Below are 19,243 nucleotides of genomic sequence, written 5' to 3'. Positions count from 1 at the left end.
AAGCATTCCTTTTAGTGGTATTTTAAAAAGTGAATGCTTTTTCTTAGCCTGGGATTCCACTGGGTCTGTTCAGTTTGAATGGGCCCTTAAGTTAACTTGGTCGTGAGAAAGTTATATAGTAAATATAAATTAAAAATATAAAACGTTGCACCTCAGGCATGTTGACCTTTTCAAACCAGTAGGTCACTGCAAAAATATTAGATGGGAATTGAAAAAGAATGCCTGTGGACATCAACGTTTAATTTGAAGAAGGTAGGCAAAACAATGGTAAACAGAAATACCTACGATGAAAATGATATTACAATTTTAGAAGGCTTAGATGCCGTCCGTAAGCGGCCTGGGATGTATATTGGTTCAACTGATAGCAAAGGTTTGCATCATTTAGTTTACGAGATTTTTGATAACGCGGTCGACGAAGCACTAGCTGGTTTTGGGGACGAGATTAAAGTCACCATTGAACCGGATAATTCAATTACGGTAGCCGATCATGGTCGTGGAATGCCCGTTGGAATCCACGCTTCTGGTAAGCCTACTCCAGAGGTGATTTTAACGGTCTTGCACGCTGGAGGTAAGTTTGGTCAGGGTGGTTATAAAACTTCAGGGGGGCTTCATGGAGTTGGATCATCGGTTGTGAATGCCTTATCATCGGCTTTAACAGTCACGATTGTGCGGGATGGCGTCAAATACCAAGAGCACTTTGTTAATGGTGGACATCCGGATGGAACTTTAAATAACCTTGGTAAAACAAAAGACCACGATGGAACGACCGTTACATTTACGCCTGATGCTAAGATTTTTTCAACGACTAATTACAATTTTAGTATTCTAGCTGAACGGTTACGTGAATCGGCGTTTTTGTTGAGCGGAATTAAGATTATTTTAATTGATCGACGTGCAGGTCAAGAGCAAAATGAAGTTTATCAATATAATGATGGAATTCGATCTTTTGTGACTTATCTTAATGAAGATAAGTCGACCATGGGCGATGTCATGTACTTTGATGGAGTAGAAAAAGGCATCGAAGTGGAAGTTGCGGCTCAATACAATGACGGCTATTCTGAGACAATGATGTCGTTTGTTAATAATGTGCGCACTCCAGGTGGCGGAACACATGAAGCCGGATTGCGTTCGGCTTGGACGAAAGCCTTTAATGAATATGCTCGGAAAATGAATTTGTTAAAGGATAAGGACAAAAACTTAGAAGGCTCAGATGTCCGAGAAGGTCTCTCAGCAGTGATTTCAATGCGGATTCCAGAAGAACTTTTGCAATTTGAAGGTCAAACGAAAGAAAAATTGGGAACACCTGAAGCTCGTTCGATTGTCGACAATATCGTAGCTGAACAACTAGGATTCTATTTGATGGAAAATGGTAATTTTTCACAAGAACTCATTCGGAAATCATTACGGGCTCGTGAAGCTCGTGAAGCAGCTCGCAAGGCGCGTGAAGATGCACGTTCTGGAAAGCGTAAAGGTAAGCAGGATCGGATTTTATCTGGTAAATTGACGCCGGCGCAATCTAAAAATGCCAAGCAAAATGAACTCTTCTTAGTTGAGGGTGATTCGGCCGGTGGGTCTGCTAAGCAGGGACGTGATCGTAAGTTCCAAGCGATTTTACCTTTGCGGGGGAAGGTTTTAAACACCGAGAAGGCTAAGTTAGCGGATATTATGAAGAATGAAGAAATTGCGACGATGATTTATACCATTGGAGCAGGGGTTGGTTCGGAATTTGAAGAGGCGGATTCTCATTACGATAAAATTATTATTATGACCGACGCGGATGATGATGGGGCGCATATTCAAACCTTGTTGTTAACGTTCTTTTATAAATATATGCGGCCTTTGATTGAAGCTGGAAAAGTTTATATTGCGCTTCCTCCTTTGTATATGTTACGTAAGGGAACCAAGAAGCCCAAGATTAGTTATGCTTGGACGAATGAACAGCTAGCCCAAATGGAAAAAGAAATCGGTAAAGGTTATACCCTCCAACGCTTTAAAGGGTTAGGTGAGATGAACGCTGCACAGTTATGGGATACGACCATGAATCCTAAAACCCGAACTTTGATTCGAATCACGATTGATGATGCGATGTTAGCTGAAAAGCGGGTCACCACGTTAATGGGGGATAAAGTTGAGCCACGTCGTAAATGGATTGAAAATAATGTGGCGTTCTCCTTAGTGGAAGAAGAATCAATTTTAGATAAGCAACAAGAAAATGCGGGGGAAGCCACACCGGCAATCGATGCAAATCAAGTCGTCGAGCCAGCTGAAGCTATCGCGGAACAATTAGGCTTAGATGATTTTTTCGCGCCATTGGATGATAACACCCAAGCATAGAGAAAGGAAAATCAGCAATGTCAGAAGAAATAGCGCAAGGATCCATTCAAGAGCTTTCTTTAGAAGCTGTGATGGGTGATCGCTTTGGGCGATATTCAAAGTATATTATTCAAGAACGAGCTCTTCCAGATATTCGAGATGGCTTAAAGCCCGTTCAACGCCGTATTTTGTATGCCATGAATAAAGATGGTAATACTTATGATAAACAATTCCGTAAGTCGGCTAAATCAGTTGGAAATGTCATGGGTAATTTTCACCCCCATGGTGATTCATCAATTTATGAAGCTATGGTGCGGATGTCACAAGATTGGAAATTACGAGCACCGTTAATTGAAATGCACGGAAACAACGGATCAATTGATAATGATCCAGCCGCGGCCATGCGTTATACGGAAGCACGTTTATCAAAAATTGCCGGTGAAATGCTTCGTGATCTTGAAAAAGACACAGTGGAAATGGTGCTTAATTTCGATGATACCGAGTATGAGCCAACCGTTTTACCAGGACATTTCCCAAACTTATTGGTAAATGGAGCAACTGGAATTTCAGCGGGATATGCGACGGAAATTCCACCGCATAATTTAGGCGAAGTTATTGAGGCAGTCGTTCACCTGTTGATTCACCCTGATGCAACTGTGGCTGACTTAATGCAATTTGTGCAAGGTCCAGATTTCCCGACCGGTGCGATTATTCAAGGTGCATCGGGTTTGAAAAAAGCTTACGAAACCGGAAAAGGTAAAATTGTGGTGCGTTCTAAGACGGCCATTGAACCTTTAAAGGGCGGAAAGCAATTAATTCGGATTAGTGAAATTCCATATGAAGTTAATAAAGCCGCCTTAGTGCACAAAATGGACGAAATTCGGGCAAATAAAGACGTTGCTGGGATTGTTGAAGTGCGAGATGAATCTGATCGTGAAGGATTATCAATTGCGATTGAAATCGCTAAAGATGGGAATGCGGATGGGATTTTGCAATACCTCTTTAAAAAGACCGATTTGCAAATCACATATAATTTCAATATGGTGGCGATTCATAATCAACGGCCGGTGCTCTTTAGTTTAAAGACAGCTTTAGAGGCGTTTATTAATCATCAAAAAGAAATTATTACGAAGCGGACGAAATTTGATTTAGCTAAAGCAAAGAAACGCTTGCATGTGGTCGATGGTTTGATTAAAGCTTTGTCAATTTTAGACCAAGTAATTGCGACCATTCGGGCTTCTAAGGATCGTGCCACGGCTAAGAAAAACTTAATGGATGCGTATGAATTTACAGATATGCAAGCCGAGGCGATTGTGACTTTGCAATTGTATCGTTTAAGTAATACCGACGTGACGCAATTACAAGAAGAAGCGCAGCATTTATCAGAACAAATTCAAGCTTGGCAATTAATTTTGGAAGATCCTAAAGAGTTAATCAAAGTTTTAAAACGTGAATTAAATACATTGAAGAAGACGTATGCCACGCCAAGATTAACGGAAATTCAAGCTGAAGTGCAAGAAATTAAAATCGATCAAAGTGTGACGGTTGCGGATGAAGATGTGATGGTGCTTGTTTCACAAGCAGGTTATGTGAAACGTGCCTCTTTGCGTTCATACAAAGCTTCCGGGGATGATAATGGTTTGCGTGAAGATGACATGAGCGTCTTTAGTCACAAGCTCAATACGATGCAGCATTTGTTCATGTTTACCAATTATGGAAACGTCATCTATCGACCAGTCCATGAATTGCCAGAGGTAAAGTGGAAAGATGCGGGAGAGCATTTGTCACAAACGGTCACTGATTTACGGCCAGAAGAGCAAATTATTCAGGTTAAAGTGGTAGATGATTTAGAAAAGCTGACGGGCCATTGGGTGATTGGAACAAGCGAAGGAGCCATTAAACAAGTGGCCTTTGCAACTTTGCAACCACGCTCTAATTATCGAAAGCGGGCAATGCCATTGGTTAAGTTTAAAAACCAAGGTGTCCTAGTACTTTTGCAGTATGTCTTGGAAAATGATGTAAATCAAGCTGAAGTGCTTTTAATTTCAAATCAAGCGCAAGGTTTGCGGTTTAATTTGACGGATGTACCGGTGCAAGGAAATCGGACCGCGGGTGTTAAGGCGATGAACTTACAAAATGATGATTATCTGATTGGTGGGGGCGTTATCACACAACCAGCCGCTGAAATGCTTATTCATGTCGTTTCAAATCGGGGCGCGTATAAGCGAATGGCTGTGGATGATATACCAAGTACCTCGCGGGCTAAGAAGGGGGTCGCAGTGATGCGTGAATTAAAGAAAGATGCGCATCGGATGGTGGCCGCCCAAGTGTTACCACAAAAGGCAGCAGTGCAATTAGTGCTTCAAACGGATACGAATCAAGCCATTTTGATTCAACCAACTGATCACCCAATTAGTCAACGTTATAGTAATGGAAGTTTTGTGGTTGAACCTGAAAAGCAAGGGCAACCAATGACGTTACGGATTGCGCAAGGAAAAGATTCTGAAGCTTAGCCCCGTTGTGACGAAAAGCATGGTAAAATAGTAGTTAAGAATTAAGAAATGGAGTTAAAAAACATGGCAAAAAAACTTGTTTTTGGACATCAGAATCCAGATACTGATACGATTGCATCAGCAATGGGAGCAGCATATTTGTTACAAGAAGCATATCATGAAGAGACCGAAGCGGTGGCTTTAGGTACACCAAATGCTGAAACGCAATATGCTTTAGATTATTTTGGTCTAAACCCATTGCGTGTGATTGAAAAGGCTGAGACAGAAGAAGTCGTTTTAGTTGACCATAATGAAAAAGCACAATCTGTCGCTAATTTAGATGATGTTGAAGTTGTGGGAGTCTATGATCACCATAAGATTAACTTTACGTCAGCCAACCCAATCTGGTTTACAAATAAACCTTTGGGGTCGGTCGCTACTATTTTGTATTATGAATTCCAAGTTAATCAAATTGAAATTCCAAAGGCTATTGCTGGAATGTTAGCTTCAGCAATTATCTCAGATACCCTGTTGTTGAAGAGTCCTACAACTACTAAGTTGGACCAACCAGCTTTAGCTGGCTTAGCCAAAGCAGCTGGAATTGATGATTACGAAGCTTATGGAATGAATTTGTTAAAGGCTGGAACTGATTTGTCACAACGGACTGCTCGAGAATTAATTGATGGGGATGCCAAATCATTTGATTTCAACGGTCATGAATTCCGAATTGGACAAGTCAACACGGTTGATATTGAAGATACTTTGAATCGAAAGGCTGAATTTGAAGCCGCAATGCAGGCTGCGGAATATCAGAATTTCTTATTTGTGATTACAGATATTTTGAATTCTAATTCAAAGGCTATCTTTGTTGGGCCAGATGCCGCTGAGGTTGAAAAAGCCTTTGATGCCAAGTTAGAAAACAATGTCGTTGATTTACCAGGAGTTGTGTCACGTAAGAAGCAGGTTGTTCCGCCTTTGACCGCAGCTTTCTAAAAATTATTACCTTTAGCTGGTGAAATGCTAGTTGGAATTGAATAGATTCGAACTCTGAAAGTTTTTTTGCTTTCAGAGTTTTTTTATTTAAAAATTAGCAAAGAGGTTTAAATTTGAAAGGTTCATGTGGTTGATGACGTGAATTTTCAGCAAATTGATAATTATTTAATTATGAAAAAAATTATGTAAAAAAACGTAGCTGTAACCTCATGAAAAAGAGTATAATTATGACCCAGGAAGATAAAAACTTTAGTAGCGAGAACTAACATGATCTCGTGCTAGAAAGCGAAGAGAGCAGTTACATGGAACAAAAATATCAATTCATTATTAATCCCGCAGCGCGATCTGGGAAAAACTTAACTACTTGGCATACCCTTCAAGAAGAGCTCCAAAAACATTCGGTTAATTTTGAACAATATATTAGTAAAAGTTCCTATGAAATTACGAAGTGGCTAAGGCGTTTTTTGCGGGATCCTAATGAGGTTAAAACCCAAATTGTAGTTTTAGGGGGCGACGGGACTCTAAATATTGTTATAAATTCGGTCTTACAATATCAACCAAATATTATGCGACCCATCGCTTATATTCCGGCGGGGTCAGGTAATGATTTTGCCCGCGCGCATGGAATTGAGATTGATCCGCTTGCTTCATTGCGCCGTATTTTGCGGCAGACTCAAGATCCGCAACAGTTACCATTCCAGGCTGATATTGGAGTGTATACAGATCAACGGAATAGTCAGACTCGCTATTTTGTGAATAATCTCGGTATTGGGTTAGATGCGACGGTTGTTAGTTTAACGAATCATTCTTCCGCTAAAGTGTGGTTGAATAAATTAGGGTTGGGAACTTTATCATATGGCGCTTTGTTGATGAAGACTCTTTCGCAACAAGATAGCTTTCCAGTAAATATTAAGACTGCTCAGGGGACGGAGCGGATTGGTGATGCATATTTGACAACCATTTCTAATCATCCGTACTTTGGGGGTGGGGTGAATATTATGCCGGACGCGGATCCATATGACGGGAAAATCGATATGATTTTGGTTGAAAAGCCGCAGAATCAGCGTCAATTTTTAAAGCTAATTAAAAGTGTGGCAAAACACAATTTGATGAATCAACCGGGTGTTCATCGTTATACGGTGGATCGTTTAGAGTTAGAGACTGAGCGTTTGGAAAATGGTCAAACCGATGGAGAAGAACTAGGAGTTCACACGTATCACTTTGTGTTTACGACCCGACAATATGATTTTTGGTTATAAGATGCAACAATGCATCGGGAATCGAAAATGATTGATTAATGAATGCGGTAAAAAAGCACGGAATTTAATTCCGTGCTTTTTTAATTTATTTTTAGATGAAAATAAACATTGGTAAGATTAGGGGCCGCCGTTTTGTTTGTTCAAATAAGAAACGTTGGAGGCGACTAATTACAGCATTGCGAATTGAATGTTCAGAAACATTTGGTTCACGCATGGCTGTTAAGATAGCCTTAAATATTTCATGGCGGCCTTCATTAATCAAATCTTCAGACTCACGCATATAAATGAATCCGCGCGATAGAATGTCTGGACCAGCTGTAATTTCTTGATTTTTTAAATCAATCGTTGCAACCACAACTACTAAGCCATCTTGAGAAAGCATTTGACGATCCTTTAAAACGGCCGTTCCAACATCGCCAATTCCGCTACCGTCAACATACGTATCAGCAGCTGGAACATGGTCAGCTAAGCGGGCAGTATCGGGAGTCAAGGCAAGTACATCTCCATTATCAAGAATGAAGATGTTATCCTTTGACACGCCAATATCCTCACCGAGACCAGCATGAACCCGCAGCATCCGATATTCACCGTGGACGGGCATGAAGAACTTGGGTTTCATCAAAGAAAGCATTAATTTTTGTTCTTCTTGACCACCGTGACCAGAAGTGTGAATATTGTTAATTTTACCGTGAACTACGCGGGCGCCAGCTTCTTCGAGTTCATTAATAACATGGTTAACGGAATGCGTATTCCCAGGAATTGGTGAAGACGAGAAAATCACGGTATCGTTTGGTTGAATCTTGATTTGTTTGTGTGTACCATTGGCGATCCGGGCGAGGGCAGCCATTGGTTCACCCTGTGAACCAGTTGATAAGATAAGAATCTTTTCGGGCGGCAGCTTGTTAGCTTCACGGGCATCAACGAGCATATCCTCTGGAATGTCTAAGTAGCCAAGGGCTAATCCGTTGCGGACCGCCGTTTCCATAGAACGGCCGAAGACAGCAATCTTACGACCGTGTGCTAGGGCAGCTTCTGTTGCCATTTGGACACGTGACATATTAGAAGCGAATGTGGCAAAAATAATGCGACCATCGATGTCATCAAAGAGCTGTTCAATGGTTTTACCGACCCAACGTTCTGATTTTGAGAATTCCGCACGCTCCGCATTGGTAGAGTCTGACATTAAGAGTAAAACCCCTTCTGAACCAATGCGCGCCATCTTTTGTAAATTAGGTGGCTGATGTGTGGTAGGGGTCAGATCGAACTTAAAATCACCAGTTTCGACAATCACCCCATTGGGAGTATGCACGGCAACTCCAAATGTATCCGGAATTGAATGGGTCGTACGGAAAAATTCGACTGATAGTGCGCCAAATTCTAAGATGTCATCTTCACCGATTTCATGTAACTCAGTTCGATTTAAGATGCCGTGTTCTTCCAATTTGTTTTTAATTAAAGCTGCCGCTAGAGGCCCAGCGTAAACTGGAACATTAACCGCATCTAAGAAGAAGGTAATCGCACCGATGTGGTCTTCATGACCATGGGTAATGACTAAACCGCGTACTTTATCGCGATTCTCAATTAGATAAGTGTAATCGGGAATGACATAATCAACGCCTAATAGCTCGTCTTCTGGGAATTTAACACCAGCATCGATGACAACAATATCGTCGCCGTACTGGACAGCGTATGTGTTTTTTCCAATTTCACCTAAACCACCTAAGGCGTACACCGCCACCTCATTTGGCTTAATATCAATATTCATTGGCATATTAGAACTCCGTCAATTTAAAACGCTCACCAAGGCTTTGCTTCTCATAGTTCAAAGCAGCTTCAGAAAGTTCTTCAATATGTTCAACATTGTACTCAGTGTTTGATTCAACTGCTAAGCGTGCTTCAGGCAAGTTATCAGCCTCTAAATAGAGCGAGTGCGTGTTTTCGCGCTTAGGGTTTTGCGTGTTAGTTGCCTGGTAATATATTTTGTAAATCATTAAAAAAACTCCTTTAATTTTTTTCTGAATTGAAATCAACGTCAATTCGAAAGATTCTGTAACGTCATTGACTTATATTGTACCATGAAAAGTAAGAACAAGGTTTAAAATCAAGGATTTAATCAATTTCGCTAATAGCAGGGATGTCTTGTTTTGAATCTTGGTTATAATCGCCGCCTGGGAGCCCGGTAAATTCTTCTAGCGTGGCAATATGTTGTTGGTGCATTTTAGTCGCATTAGCTTTACCAACATAACGCATGTGCCATTCTTCGCCCATGTAGCCAGTTGAAGCATTTGAACCCCGTGGGAAACGAATGATTAGTCCAAAATTGTGGGCATGGTTTTGAAGCCACTGATACATTTGATCATCAGTAGGTAAATCGCCGTTAGCACCAATTAAGTCAAAGGCTAATCCGGATTGGTGTTCAGAGTAGCCTGGACGTGCAGAAAAGGTATCGGCTTCGGCTTGACCATGTTGTTGAACATAATTTTGATATAAAATCGTCTGGTATCGATATGAACGATAGCCGGAGACATTCTCAGAAATTTTAAAGCCCGCTTTTTGCATGGCCTGAATTAAGGCCGTCTTAGCTTGATTGGTTGCGGGGGAAAGTCCTGATCCAGAAGGATTGTTATCCGTTGTTGAACCGTTATAAGGGTTATAATCACTAGTTAAGGGATGTTTTTTATTGACTACCATTAGCTCGGGTGTGATTTTAGTTTTATGAGATGAATTAGTGATTGCATTTTTAACTTGGCTTTTTGATTTTGATGTGTGAGCGTCAGGGTTATGATTGTTTTTCATATGAGTAAATACCCCGGCAAGGACGCCAAGAAAGATAATCAATGTTAAAATAGGAATCAAACGTTTATTATTCATAAATAATTCTCCAGTTTCAAGTATCATTAGTTTTTAGTATACAATGAATTACACACTTTTTAATATGTGGTAGGTGAAAATATGCATTTATTATGGTGGTTTTTAATGATTTTAGCCGTGGGAGCTTTGTTAGTTCATCTAAATCATGTGATTGGACGGCGCGAAACGGAAAAAAATATAATTGAGGCTCAACAAACTGTTAATCGGGCTGTGCAAACAATTTTGGTAACTAAGGGGGCGCAGTGGGGACTCGTTATTTCCGATGATCAAACGGTTCGTTCAACTTTGGTTGCAAATATTTGGGGATATAATGTGATGGCTTTTGAATTTCAAGTTCCTTATACCGAGCGAAGGCCCCCGCAAAAACTTCAAGAAGCTTTGAATCAAAGTTTGCAGGTATATAGTCAAGAGGAGCAGTTACCATTATTAGATGCAAATCAAGTTGTGGCGCCTTTAGTTGCTACCGATATTTGGTATGATCAGATTAAACCGGTAGTGCACCTCGAGATTGCTAATGTGGTGACGTATCAAACTTTAGCTTATTTACACGATTTAAAAAAGTTAAATCAACCGTTTCAAACTTAATCTTTTAGCAACGTGTAAATGTAGTAACTTTGCGAAAAAATATATTTGCAATCTTGCTACTTTCTTGCGTATTATATCTATATTAAGTTTTTTCAAATTTGGAGGCAGTCATGTATTTAATGAAAGATATTGTGCGAGATCCAGCACCGGTATTACGCACACAAGCACAAAAGGTTACTTTCCCTTTGGGTGAAGACGACCAAAAGGCCATGAAAGAAATGATGGAGTATTTGGTTGTAAGTCAGGATGAAGAACAAAATAAAATTTATGATTTGCGTCCAGGTGTTGGTTTGGCCGCCCCTCAAGTAGGAATTAGTAAACAGTTTTCAGCAATTTTGATTCCAGGTGAAGATGTTGAACCATGGGATGATGAAGAAAAAGATGATGCAGAAATTCCACCATTCTTTAAGGGGATCATTATTAACCCTGTTATTGTGCGTCAATCGGTGAAAAAAGGGGCATTACGGGTTGGTGAAGGTTGCTTATCAGTGGATCAGGATGTGCCAGGTTATGTTAATCGGTCTTACCGGATTACGGTGAAGTATCAAGATGAAATGGGCGCTTTTCACGAATTGAAGTTGGAAGGTTATCCGGCCATTGTTTTCCAACATGAAATTGATCACTTGCATGGTGTTTTGTACTATGATCATATTCAAGATGATCCATGGGTCGAGACTGATAATACGAAATACTTGGGGTAAGCACTGATGAAATAGGATTTAAATTTTGATTATCCATTGTTGTCTGGTTGGACGACTCAAGATATTATTCAAGTAAGTCAGTTATATTCATTAGTAGCCCAAGCCAATGAAGCGCAGGTGATCCGGACGGAACTATTAACGGCTTATCAAGCGTTTAAACAAGTTGTACCTAGCAAAAGTGAAGAAAAACAATTGGATCGGCAATTTAAGGCCAGCTCAGGTTATAGTATTTATAAAACGATGCAAGCTGCTCAAGCGACGACTGCGGTTAAATTTAGCGTTACACAGTAGGAAAGCTAGGTGAGTATAAATGAAGAAAACTTTTGACCAGTTGGATGATTTTGTGAGTGCGTTGATGCAACATGTCCGGCAACAAGTTTTAGCGCATTTACAACAACCTTTGGATATTAAAACGAAGAGTAATTCTCGGGATTTAGTAACAAATGTTGACCGGTTAGTAGAGCAATATTATGTACAAGCAATTCGGGAATTTGATCCGGTCGCTAACATTTTAGGTGAAGAAGGCTTAGGGGATGCTATCGATTCAATGGTAGGCTCTGTCTGGATTGTTGATCCAATTGATGGGACGCTGAATTTTGTGAAGCAAAAAGATCAATTCGCAACCATGGTGGCGTATTTTGAAAATGGTCAACCACGGGGCGCTTGGATTTTAGATGTGATGGAAAATGAGCTATTACATGGTGCCCCTGAATTTGGAGTTTGGCTCAATACCAAAAAGCTAAGTGCACCAGCAAATTTGAGCCTGGTGGAAAGTGTTGTTTCACTCTCAGGAGCACGTTTGTTACATAATGTTCCTGGTTTTCAGGCGGTAGCCGGGGCCGCGTTGGGGTATCGAGTTTATGGATCAGCAGGAATTTCCTTTATTCGTTTAGCCCGAGGTCAAGTGGGGGCTTTTATGAGTTATTTAAAGCCTTGGGATTTTGCAGCCGGTCAAGTTTTATGTCAAGCGCTTGGTTTACAGGTTACAAAGTTTGACAGGAAAGTAGATGACATGTTATCATCTAGTCTAATAGTGGCAGCAACAAAAAATGCCGCAAATGATATTTTAGCACTGACAAATACGTCAATGTAACTAGTAAATTCTAGTTAATTTGGCGTTTTATTTTATTTAAATTGGTGTAAAATAGAAAAAAAGAATTTAATGTGACGAAAAACGTCAGGGAGAATAGGATTTTGGCAAAACGTGAAGATATCCGTAACATTGCAATCATTGCCCACGTCGATCACGGTAAGACGACCTTGGTTAACGAATTATTGAAGCAATCAGATACGCTAGATACGCGTGATAAAATTGGCGATCGTGCGATGGACACAAATGACTTGGAAAAAGAACGTGGAATCACGATTTTGGCCAAGAACACTGCCGTACGGTTGGGTGACAAGCAAATTAACATTGTTGATACTCCTGGCCACGCGGACTTCGGTGGTGAAGTTGAACGGATCATGAAAATGGTTGATGGAGTTTTGTTGGTAGTTGATGCCTTTGAAGGAACTATGCCACAGACCCGCTTCGTTTTGAAGAAGGCCTTTGAGCAAAACTTGACCCCAATCGTTGTCTTGAACAAGGTTGATCGTCCTGGAGCACGCCCAGAAGAAGTTGTTGATGAAGTTTTGGATTTGTTCATCGAATTGGGTGCTGAAGAAGATCAATTGGACTTCCCAGTTATTTATGCTTCAGCTATGAACGGAACTTCATCATTGGATCCTGATGTTGCGACACAAGAGCATACTATGAAGCCAGTCTTTGATTCAATTTTTGAAACGATTCCAGCGCCTGAAGATAATTCAGATGGGTCATTGCAATTCCAAGTGGCTTTGTTGGATTATAGTGATTTCTTAGGCCGGATTGGAGTTGGTCGGGTCTTTCGTGGAACGATTAAGATTGGTGATAACGTCGAAGTAATGAAGCTTGACGGTTCAAAGCAATCATTTCGGGTTACGAAGTTGTTTGGATTCATTGGTTTGGAGCGAGTAGAAATTCAAGAAGCAGTTGCTGGTGATTTGATTGCAGTTGCTGGAATGGAAGAAATTTCTGTTGGTGAAACAGTGGTTGACCCAGAGCACCCAGAAGCATTGCCAGTTTTGCGGATTGACGAGCCTACTTTGCAAATGACTTTCCGGCAAAACGATTCACCCTTTGCGGGTCGTGAAGGTAAGTTTGTGACGGCGCGTCAAATTGAAGATCGGTTACGTCGTGAATTGCATACTGACGTTTCTTTGCGTGTTGAAGACACAGATGAAGCTGGAGTTTGGCTTGTTTCAGGACGTGGAGAATTGCACCTTTCAATTTTGATTGAAACAATGCGTCGTGAAGGCTTTGAATTGCAAGCTTCCCGACCACAAGTTATCTATCGTGAAATTGATGGGGTTCAATCAGAACCTTACGAGAGTGTGCAAATCGATACACCTGATGAATATGCTTCATCAGTTATCGATTCATTGAACCAACGTAAGGGTGAAATGTTGAATATGGAATCAATGGGGAACGGCCAAACTCGTTTGGCATACGTTGCTCCTTCACGTGGTTTGATTGGATATGCAACTGAATTCCTTTCAGCTACGCGTGGATACGGAATCTACAACCACACCTTTGCTGATTATCGTCCAATCGTTCGTAACTGGGAACCTGGACGTCGGAATGGAGCCTTGGTCTCAATTACGCAAGGAACTACGACTAACTATGCCATCATGGGTGTTGAAGATCGTGGACAAATGTTCGTTGGCGCTGGAATTGAAGTGTACGAAGGTATGATTGTTGGAATGAACTCACGTGACAATGATATTTCAGTCAATGTTACAAAGATGAAGCCACAATCAAACGTGCGTTCTTCAAACAAAGACCAAACTGCTTCTATCAAGACTCCTCGTGAGATGGGACTTGAGGCTGCATTGGAATTCTTGAATGACGATGAGTATGTCGAAGTAACGCCTGAAAACGTTCGGATTCGTAAGGATATCTTGAATACTTCAGAACGTGAAAAGTCAGCTAAGCGTCGTAAGATGTCACAACAATAAGTAATTTAATTATTTATGATAAAACACCGTCAGAGTTATTCTGATGGTGTTTTTTATGTTATTATCAGATTACAGCATCTATTTTAATAAATGGAGATTCTTTTTAAATAAGAAACCGTTAAGGAGCGCGCGAGTAGACCTTAAATTGTGGTAAAATGATTTTATGTATTTATAAAATGAACTTGAAAAGTGATTAAAGAGGATAGATGCTTGCGAACAATAATCAAAAAAATTAAAAAAAATATGCTGTATTTTGATTGGTGGATTATGCTTGTAGTAATCGGTTTGATGGCCTTTGGTAGTGTCATGTCATTTTCAGCAAGTGCTGGTATCACTAATGTTTCACCGACCAGTTTTTTACAAAAACAATTATTTTTCTATGGAATCGCCTTGGCGTTAATGTTGATGTTTTTCCATCTTTCAAGGCATTGGGTTAAAATTTTGGGAGTCTTTTCTTGGGCTTTTTACTTAATTTCAATGGCTTTAATGTTGTTAGCAGTTTTATTTCCACCAATTAATGGAGCCCGAGGTTGGATTGTCTTAGGACCAATATCAATCCAGCCGGTGGAGATTTATAAAGTAACGATTATTTTATGGATGTCTTTTGCGATGACACGAAAAAACCATACGTTAAAAGATAACTTTATTCACTTGGGCTGGATTAGAATTATAATGAGTACCGTGTTGCTATATACTTATCCTGATATGGGTGGAATTATTATTACATTAGGGATTTTATTCATTATTGTGTTATCTTCAGGGGCGAAGGCGCGCTACGCAGTTGGTTCTTTAGGGGCGGTGCTTGTCATTTGGTGGGCTTTAATTCCAGCGTTTGAACCTTGGTTGGAGAAGTTTGGTTATTATATGATGCAACGGTTTACGGCCTATTTGAACCCTTGGAAATATGCCCAAACAATCGGAAATCAATTAATTAATTCATACTATGCGGTTAGCAATGGTGGTTTATTTGGGCGTGGAATTGGTCGAAGCTTACAAAAAACTGGAAACTTGCCTGAGCCCAATACCGACTTTATTATGGCTGTCGTTAGTGAAGAACTAGGTGCGGTGGCGATTATGATCGTATTGGCTGCTTTATTATTTGTCGTATGGCGGCTAGTTTATTTTGCGTTTCAAACGGGTTATATGCGTTTTCGTTTGATTTTAGTGGGTACAGCGGCTTATATTATGTTACAAATTATTGTTAATTTAGGTGGAGTAATTGGAATCTTGCCGATTACGGGGGTTACTTTTCCCTTTATATCAGTTGGTGGATCATCGATTATCTCGCTTGGGTTAGCATTGGGCCTATCACTAAATGTGATTAAACATATTCGCTATGATAAAGCACAAAAATTATTACAAGCATAGGAGGTCAGTAAATGAGTTTTAATATTCAGCCCCGGCGGAGTTTGATTGTATATTTAAACAATCCCCGTCAGGCAAAGCAATTGCGACGGTTTGGGGTGATTGCTTATATTTCAAATCAATTCAGTTATGCCGTTATATATATGAATGAGGATGAAATAAAAAAGAAACAAGAGATAATCAACCGTCTGGGCTTTGTGAAAAAGGTTGACGTTTCACAGTGGCCAGAGGTAGATTCAACGGTTGGTAATGGCTCAGATGGGGTAGCCTTTACGGTGGACGATGTTGAATTGGACGAAATTGTGGTGGATGAAGAAGAAGTATAGAGGTAGAACATGCGGATTGTTGGTGGAGATTTTGGCGGGCGACCATTAAAAGCAGTGCCTGGAAATGCGACCCGGCCGACGACAGATAAAGTAAAAGAAGCAATTTTTAATATGATAGGACCTTATTTTGATGGTGGAAGGTCATTAGATTTATATGCAGGTTCAGGGGGATTGAGTATCGAAGGTGTTTCACGGGGGATTGAACAAGCTGTTTTGGTCGATCAACAACGCGCAGCTGTCAAAACGATTCAACAAAATATAGCGATAACAAAAGCACCTGAGCAATTTACGGTTTATCAGACTTCAGCTAGTCGTGCTATCAGTAAATTAACGGGTGTAGCACCGTTTAATCTCTTTTATTTTGATCCACCATATGCAAAGCAGATGATTATTCAAGATGTTGAACAATTAATTCAAGCTGATTTGGTGGCAGATGACGCCATTTTAATGGCTGAGACGGATCAATTTGCTAATTTGCCCGACACCATTCAAGGCTTCCAACAAATTAAGCAGAAAGACTACGGCACAACGGTTATTACCATTTATGAATATGTAAGGAGTTAGATTATGCATAAAGTAATTTATCCTGGGAGCTTTGATCCCCTTACGATGGGGCATTTAGATATAATTCAACGTTTGGCGCGCTTTTTTGATGAAGTTGTTGTCGGGATTGGAGTTAATCCAGCCAAAAAAACATTATTTACGGTAACAGAGCGCCAACAGTTAATTGAAACCAGTGTGAACGCTTTGAACCTATCAAATGTTAAAGTGATTAATTACACTGGCTTAACGACTGAAGCAGCTAAAGCACAAGCAGTGGATATGATTGCGCGCGGATTACGAGATGAACAAGATTTGCATTTCGAGCAAAAAATAGCAGAGCTCAATCGCCGGGTGAGTGGGATTGAGACCATGTTTTTGTTAGCAAAGCCCGAGCATCAAGTAGTTGCTAGCTCTTATGTTAAAGAATTGGCTAGTTACGGGGCAGATGTTTCAGCTATGGTTCCTGCACCGGTTTTGAGCGCATTGCAAGCTAAATATAATAGGAATTTAGAAGATGCATAAGCCCAAGAAAAGAACAGTTAAGAAATTACTATGGTGGTTATTGGGCTTGTTTTTGGCGGGATTTGTTTTAGTACCGTTGCCGTTATATAGTGAAGAGCCCGGTCTATCGATGGGCTTACATGATTTTATTAAAATTAATCAAAAAGCGCCAGATGTTCATGGTGATTTCAATATTACGGCGGTGCGGATCCAGCGGGTAACTGGTTTAACCGCGGTGATGGCTGTCTTGAATCCGCACGCTGATTTAATTAGTGAGCAGATGATGACAGCGGGGAATACCACTGCTGAGCAAAATCGTTTAGGTCAAATTGAAATGCAGACGGCTTTGGATTCGGCAAAAGTGGTAGCTTTGAAAAAAGCACAACAGCCGTATCAAGAAACCTTTAAAGGGGTCTATGTATATTCGATTCAAGATGACTCTAATTTTAAAAAGCAACTGCAAGTGGGTGATATGATTACGGCAGTTAATGGGAAACACCCCGAGAATGTTTTAGCTTTACAAAAAATGCTTCAAGCTCATCCAGCAGGGACGCAAACGGCTATTACGTATCAACGAAATCATAAAGAGTATCAAGCTCAAGCAAAGACGGTTCAATTGGACCAAATTCCGGGGAAAGTTGCGGGATTAGGCATTCGCTTAATCGATCATACAACGGTGTCATCCTCAGTGAAGATTTCAGCCGATATGGGCCGAATTGGTGGCCCTTCCGGCGGATTAATGTTCGCATTGGAATTGTATGACGCGCTTACTCCGCAGGACTTGGCTAAGGGACGTTCAATCGCTGGTACGGGAACGATTGATCGGGAAGGCCATGTGGGTGAAATCGGTGGCATTGATAAAAAGGTGATTGCCGCGCATAAAAGTGGCGCTAAGATTTTCTTTGCCCCATATATAGATTTACCGAAAAAATATTTGAAATATGAAGAAAAAAATCAGACCAATTATCAATTGGCGAAAAGTACTGCCCATAAATATGCACCAGAGATGACGATTGTACCGGTGAAAAATTTCCAAGATGCGATTGATTATTTAGAAGCACATCCAAAGTAGAAGAGGACAAAAATGATATTAAAACATGCAATTTTGCATATTCTAGATCAAGCGGCTGGTCAATTATTTTTATCACAAAATGAGTTAGATATAAATCAAAATCAGGTGCATGAATATTTAGAAAAATTAATTAATAAGTTTAATCAAGGTGATTTTAAGCCTGGACAATTGAATGGTGATGATTATTTAGCACAACAATTAGATGATGATCGGCAAGTCGATTTTGTGAACACTAGCCAGGGCTTGGCTGAAAAATTATTTGATGTAATTAAAGAATTAAGTGCAGTCCCGGGGGGCGATGTTTTAATTTTAGAGTATACCGAAGAAAATGATGATTTCTTCGCTTTATTTAAAGTCAATCCGGCGCCACGGTTTGTGCATATGGTGGATTATCAAGATGAACGCGTTCAAAATCAGTTAGTTTTGAATCAAGCGGTGTTACCGAGTGGTAGTTCAGCGCCTGATGAAGGAATTATTGTTAATTTGATGGATGGACGGTATCGTTTAATTGAAAAAACATATCGACAAGATGGTCAACGGATGGCGTACTTTGCGGAGCGGTTTGCAGCTTTGGAACCCGAAGTGAGTGTTAAAAATGAACTACAAACGGTTAGACAGGCAGTTAAACAGGTTGCAGATAAATTTGATGTGCCACTGCATGAAGCGTTGGCTGCAACCCAAGCAACGATTTTTGAAGATGCAAGTGCAGATGGAATGATTTCCGTGAATCGTATTGGTGAACAGGCCTTTGACGATAATCTGTCAGCACAAACAATGTATCGCGAGAAACTGGAAGAAAGTGCCATTAATCATCAAATTGAACTAGAGGATCCATTAAAGTATCAAAAGAAATATGCGACTCAAAAATTTGTCTTGGATTCAGGAATTGAGGTTTCTATTCCAATGGCTGCGTACCAAGATCAAAATCAAGTTGAATTAATTAATAATCCCGATGGTAAAATTACGTTAATGATTAAAGGAATTGATGAAATCAAAAATAAGTTTAAGGCATAGATTGACATCCTTACTTTTTATCGGTAAAATTGGTTCTGTAGAAAGATAGAGGAGACGGAAAATGTTCAAAGAATTTACACTTAACTTAAGTTGTGGATTTTGGTTGCTTGTGGGCAATCAATTATTTTGACGTACCGTCTAAATAGGTTGAAACGCACAAGCACTGACTCAT

General features: G+C 40.3%; 17 protein-coding genes and 1 pseudogene. 15 read left to right on the top strand and 3 right to left on the bottom strand.

Features of this window, described 5'->3' with window-relative positions:
* The first annotated feature begins 264 nt into the window (after window positions 1-264).
* The 4 genes from parE (at window position 265) to IV73_RS03570 (ending at window position 7,057) form a co-directional block, all read left to right on the top strand.
* A complete protein-coding gene (gene parE / locus IV73_RS03585) occupies window positions 265-2,334 on the top strand; it encodes a DNA topoisomerase IV subunit B (protein WP_057755022.1) in 2,070 nt (689 codons plus the stop codon).
* Window positions 2,335-2,351: 17 nt separating this feature from the next.
* Complete coding sequence (gene parC, locus IV73_RS03580; RefSeq protein WP_057755020.1) at window positions 2,352-4,826, top strand: DNA topoisomerase IV subunit A; 2,475 nt, start codon at window positions 2,352-2,354, stop codon at window positions 4,824-4,826.
* A 63-nt stretch (window positions 4,827-4,889) separates the two neighbouring features.
* On the top strand, window positions 4,890-5,798 hold the full coding sequence (locus tag IV73_RS03575; protein ID WP_057755017.1) for a manganese-dependent inorganic pyrophosphatase: 909 nt from the start codon (window positions 4,890-4,892) through the stop codon (window positions 5,796-5,798).
* 302 nt (window positions 5,799-6,100) lie between these two features.
* Entirely contained in the window at window positions 6,101-7,057 is a 957-nt protein-coding gene (locus IV73_RS03570; protein ID WP_057755015.1) for a diacylglycerol/lipid kinase family protein, read from the top strand.
* A 91-nt stretch (window positions 7,058-7,148) separates the two neighbouring features.
* On the opposite strand, the gene rnjA is transcribed toward IV73_RS03570, so the two are convergent.
* The 3 genes from rnjA to IV73_RS03555 form a co-directional block, all read right to left on the bottom strand.
* A complete protein-coding gene (gene rnjA, locus IV73_RS03565) occupies window positions 7,149-8,828 on the bottom strand; it encodes a ribonuclease J1 (RefSeq protein WP_057755013.1) in 1,680 nt (559 codons plus the stop codon).
* Window position 8,829: 1 nt separating this feature from the next.
* Entirely contained in the window at window positions 8,830-9,048 is a 219-nt protein-coding gene (locus tag IV73_RS03560) for a DNA-directed RNA polymerase subunit epsilon (RefSeq protein ID WP_057755009.1), read from the bottom strand.
* A 118-nt stretch (window positions 9,049-9,166) separates the two neighbouring features.
* Entirely contained in the window at window positions 9,167-9,928 is a 762-nt protein-coding gene (locus IV73_RS03555; RefSeq protein ID WP_057755006.1) for a M15 family metallopeptidase, read from the bottom strand.
* Between the two features lie 81 nt (window positions 9,929-10,009).
* Between IV73_RS03555 and IV73_RS03550 the strand changes: the two genes are divergently transcribed.
* From IV73_RS03550 to IV73_RS03500, 11 genes and pseudogenes are all read left to right on the top strand, one after another.
* Window positions 10,010-10,513 (top strand): hypothetical protein, encoded by a 504-nt coding sequence (locus tag IV73_RS03550; protein WP_057755003.1) that lies wholly within the window; start codon window positions 10,010-10,012, stop codon window positions 10,511-10,513.
* Between the two features lie 110 nt (window positions 10,514-10,623).
* The gene (def, locus tag IV73_RS03545) at window positions 10,624-11,214 is read left to right on the top strand and encodes a peptide deformylase (RefSeq protein ID WP_057755001.1); all 591 of its coding nucleotides are present in this window, start codon (window positions 10,624-10,626) and stop codon (window positions 11,212-11,214) included.
* Between the two features lie 33 nt (window positions 11,215-11,247).
* A pseudogene (locus IV73_RS03540) lies at window positions 11,248-11,505 on the top strand (UPF0223 family protein); the annotation flags it as partial.
* Window positions 11,506-11,524: 19 nt separating this feature from the next.
* Complete coding sequence (locus IV73_RS03535) at window positions 11,525-12,307, top strand: inositol monophosphatase family protein (RefSeq protein ID WP_057754999.1); 783 nt, start codon at window positions 11,525-11,527, stop codon at window positions 12,305-12,307.
* Window positions 12,308-12,408: 101 nt separating this feature from the next.
* A complete protein-coding gene (gene typA / locus IV73_RS03530) occupies window positions 12,409-14,250 on the top strand; it encodes a translational GTPase TypA (protein WP_057754996.1) in 1,842 nt (613 codons plus the stop codon).
* Between the two features lie 210 nt (window positions 14,251-14,460).
* Window positions 14,461-15,618: an FtsW/RodA/SpoVE family cell cycle protein gene (locus tag IV73_RS03525; protein ID WP_157049534.1), complete on the top strand. Its 1,158-nt coding sequence runs from the start codon at window positions 14,461-14,463 to the stop codon at window positions 15,616-15,618.
* 11 nt (window positions 15,619-15,629) lie between these two features.
* Entirely contained in the window at window positions 15,630-15,941 is a 312-nt protein-coding gene (locus tag IV73_RS03520) for a YlbG family protein (RefSeq protein ID WP_057754993.1), read from the top strand.
* A 9-nt stretch (window positions 15,942-15,950) separates the two neighbouring features.
* Entirely contained in the window at window positions 15,951-16,505 is a 555-nt protein-coding gene (gene rsmD, locus IV73_RS03515) for a 16S rRNA (guanine(966)-N(2))-methyltransferase RsmD (protein WP_057754990.1), read from the top strand.
* Between the two features lie 3 nt (window positions 16,506-16,508).
* Window positions 16,509-17,006, top strand: coding sequence for a pantetheine-phosphate adenylyltransferase (gene coaD, locus IV73_RS03510; RefSeq protein WP_057754988.1), 498 nt, complete (start codon window positions 16,509-16,511; stop codon window positions 17,004-17,006).
* Window positions 16,999-18,057, top strand: coding sequence for a SepM family pheromone-processing serine protease (locus IV73_RS03505; RefSeq protein WP_057754985.1), 1,059 nt, complete (start codon window positions 16,999-17,001; stop codon window positions 18,055-18,057). Before coaD ends, IV73_RS03505 begins: the two co-directional genes overlap by 8 nt.
* Before the next feature lie 12 nt (window positions 18,058-18,069).
* Window positions 18,070-19,071: a nucleoid-associated protein gene (locus IV73_RS03500; RefSeq protein ID WP_057754983.1), complete on the top strand. Its 1,002-nt coding sequence runs from the start codon at window positions 18,070-18,072 to the stop codon at window positions 19,069-19,071.
* Window positions 19,072-19,243: the final 172 nt, after the last annotated feature.

This window comes from Weissella kandleri (genome assembly GCF_001438705.1).
In the GTDB taxonomy this organism is placed as follows: domain Bacteria; phylum Bacillota; class Bacilli; order Lactobacillales; family Lactobacillaceae; genus Weissella; species Weissella kandleri.
Note: the sequence above shows the minus strand (reverse complement) of the source record. Positions and strands in the feature narration are given on the sequence as shown.

Excerpts from the sequence above, each read along its gene's own strand:
- parE (WP_057755022.1), top strand. The coding sequence starts at position 265 with ATGGTAAACAGAAATACCTACGATGAAAATGATATTACAATTTTAGAA.
- parC (WP_057755020.1), top strand. The coding sequence starts at position 2,352 with ATGTCAGAAGAAATAGCGCAAGGATCCATTCAAGAGCTTTCTTTAGAA.
- IV73_RS03575 (WP_057755017.1), top strand. The coding sequence starts at position 4,890 with ATGGCAAAAAAACTTGTTTTTGGACATCAGAATCCAGATACTGATACG.
- IV73_RS03570 (WP_057755015.1), top strand. The coding sequence starts at position 6,101 with ATGGAACAAAAATATCAATTCATTATTAATCCCGCAGCGCGATCTGGG.
- rnjA (WP_057755013.1), bottom strand. The coding sequence starts at position 8,828 with ATGCCAATGAATATTGATATTAAGCCAAATGAGGTGGCGGTGTACGCC.
- IV73_RS03560 (WP_057755009.1), bottom strand. The coding sequence starts at position 9,048 with ATGATTTACAAAATATATTACCAGGCAACTAACACGCAAAACCCTAAG.
- IV73_RS03555 (WP_057755006.1), bottom strand. The coding sequence starts at position 9,928 with ATGAATAATAAACGTTTGATTCCTATTTTAACATTGATTATCTTTCTT.
- IV73_RS03550 (WP_057755003.1), top strand. The coding sequence starts at position 10,010 with ATGCATTTATTATGGTGGTTTTTAATGATTTTAGCCGTGGGAGCTTTG.
- def (WP_057755001.1), top strand. The coding sequence starts at position 10,624 with ATGTATTTAATGAAAGATATTGTGCGAGATCCAGCACCGGTATTACGC.
- IV73_RS03535 (WP_057754999.1), top strand. The coding sequence starts at position 11,525 with ATGAAGAAAACTTTTGACCAGTTGGATGATTTTGTGAGTGCGTTGATG.
- IV73_RS03520 (WP_057754993.1), top strand. The coding sequence starts at position 15,630 with ATGAGTTTTAATATTCAGCCCCGGCGGAGTTTGATTGTATATTTAAAC.
- rsmD (WP_057754990.1), top strand. The coding sequence starts at position 15,951 with ATGCGGATTGTTGGTGGAGATTTTGGCGGGCGACCATTAAAAGCAGTG.
- coaD (WP_057754988.1), top strand. The coding sequence starts at position 16,509 with ATGCATAAAGTAATTTATCCTGGGAGCTTTGATCCCCTTACGATGGGG.
- IV73_RS03505 (WP_057754985.1), top strand. The coding sequence starts at position 16,999 with ATGCATAAGCCCAAGAAAAGAACAGTTAAGAAATTACTATGGTGGTTA.
- IV73_RS03500 (WP_057754983.1), top strand. The coding sequence starts at position 18,070 with ATGATATTAAAACATGCAATTTTGCATATTCTAGATCAAGCGGCTGGT.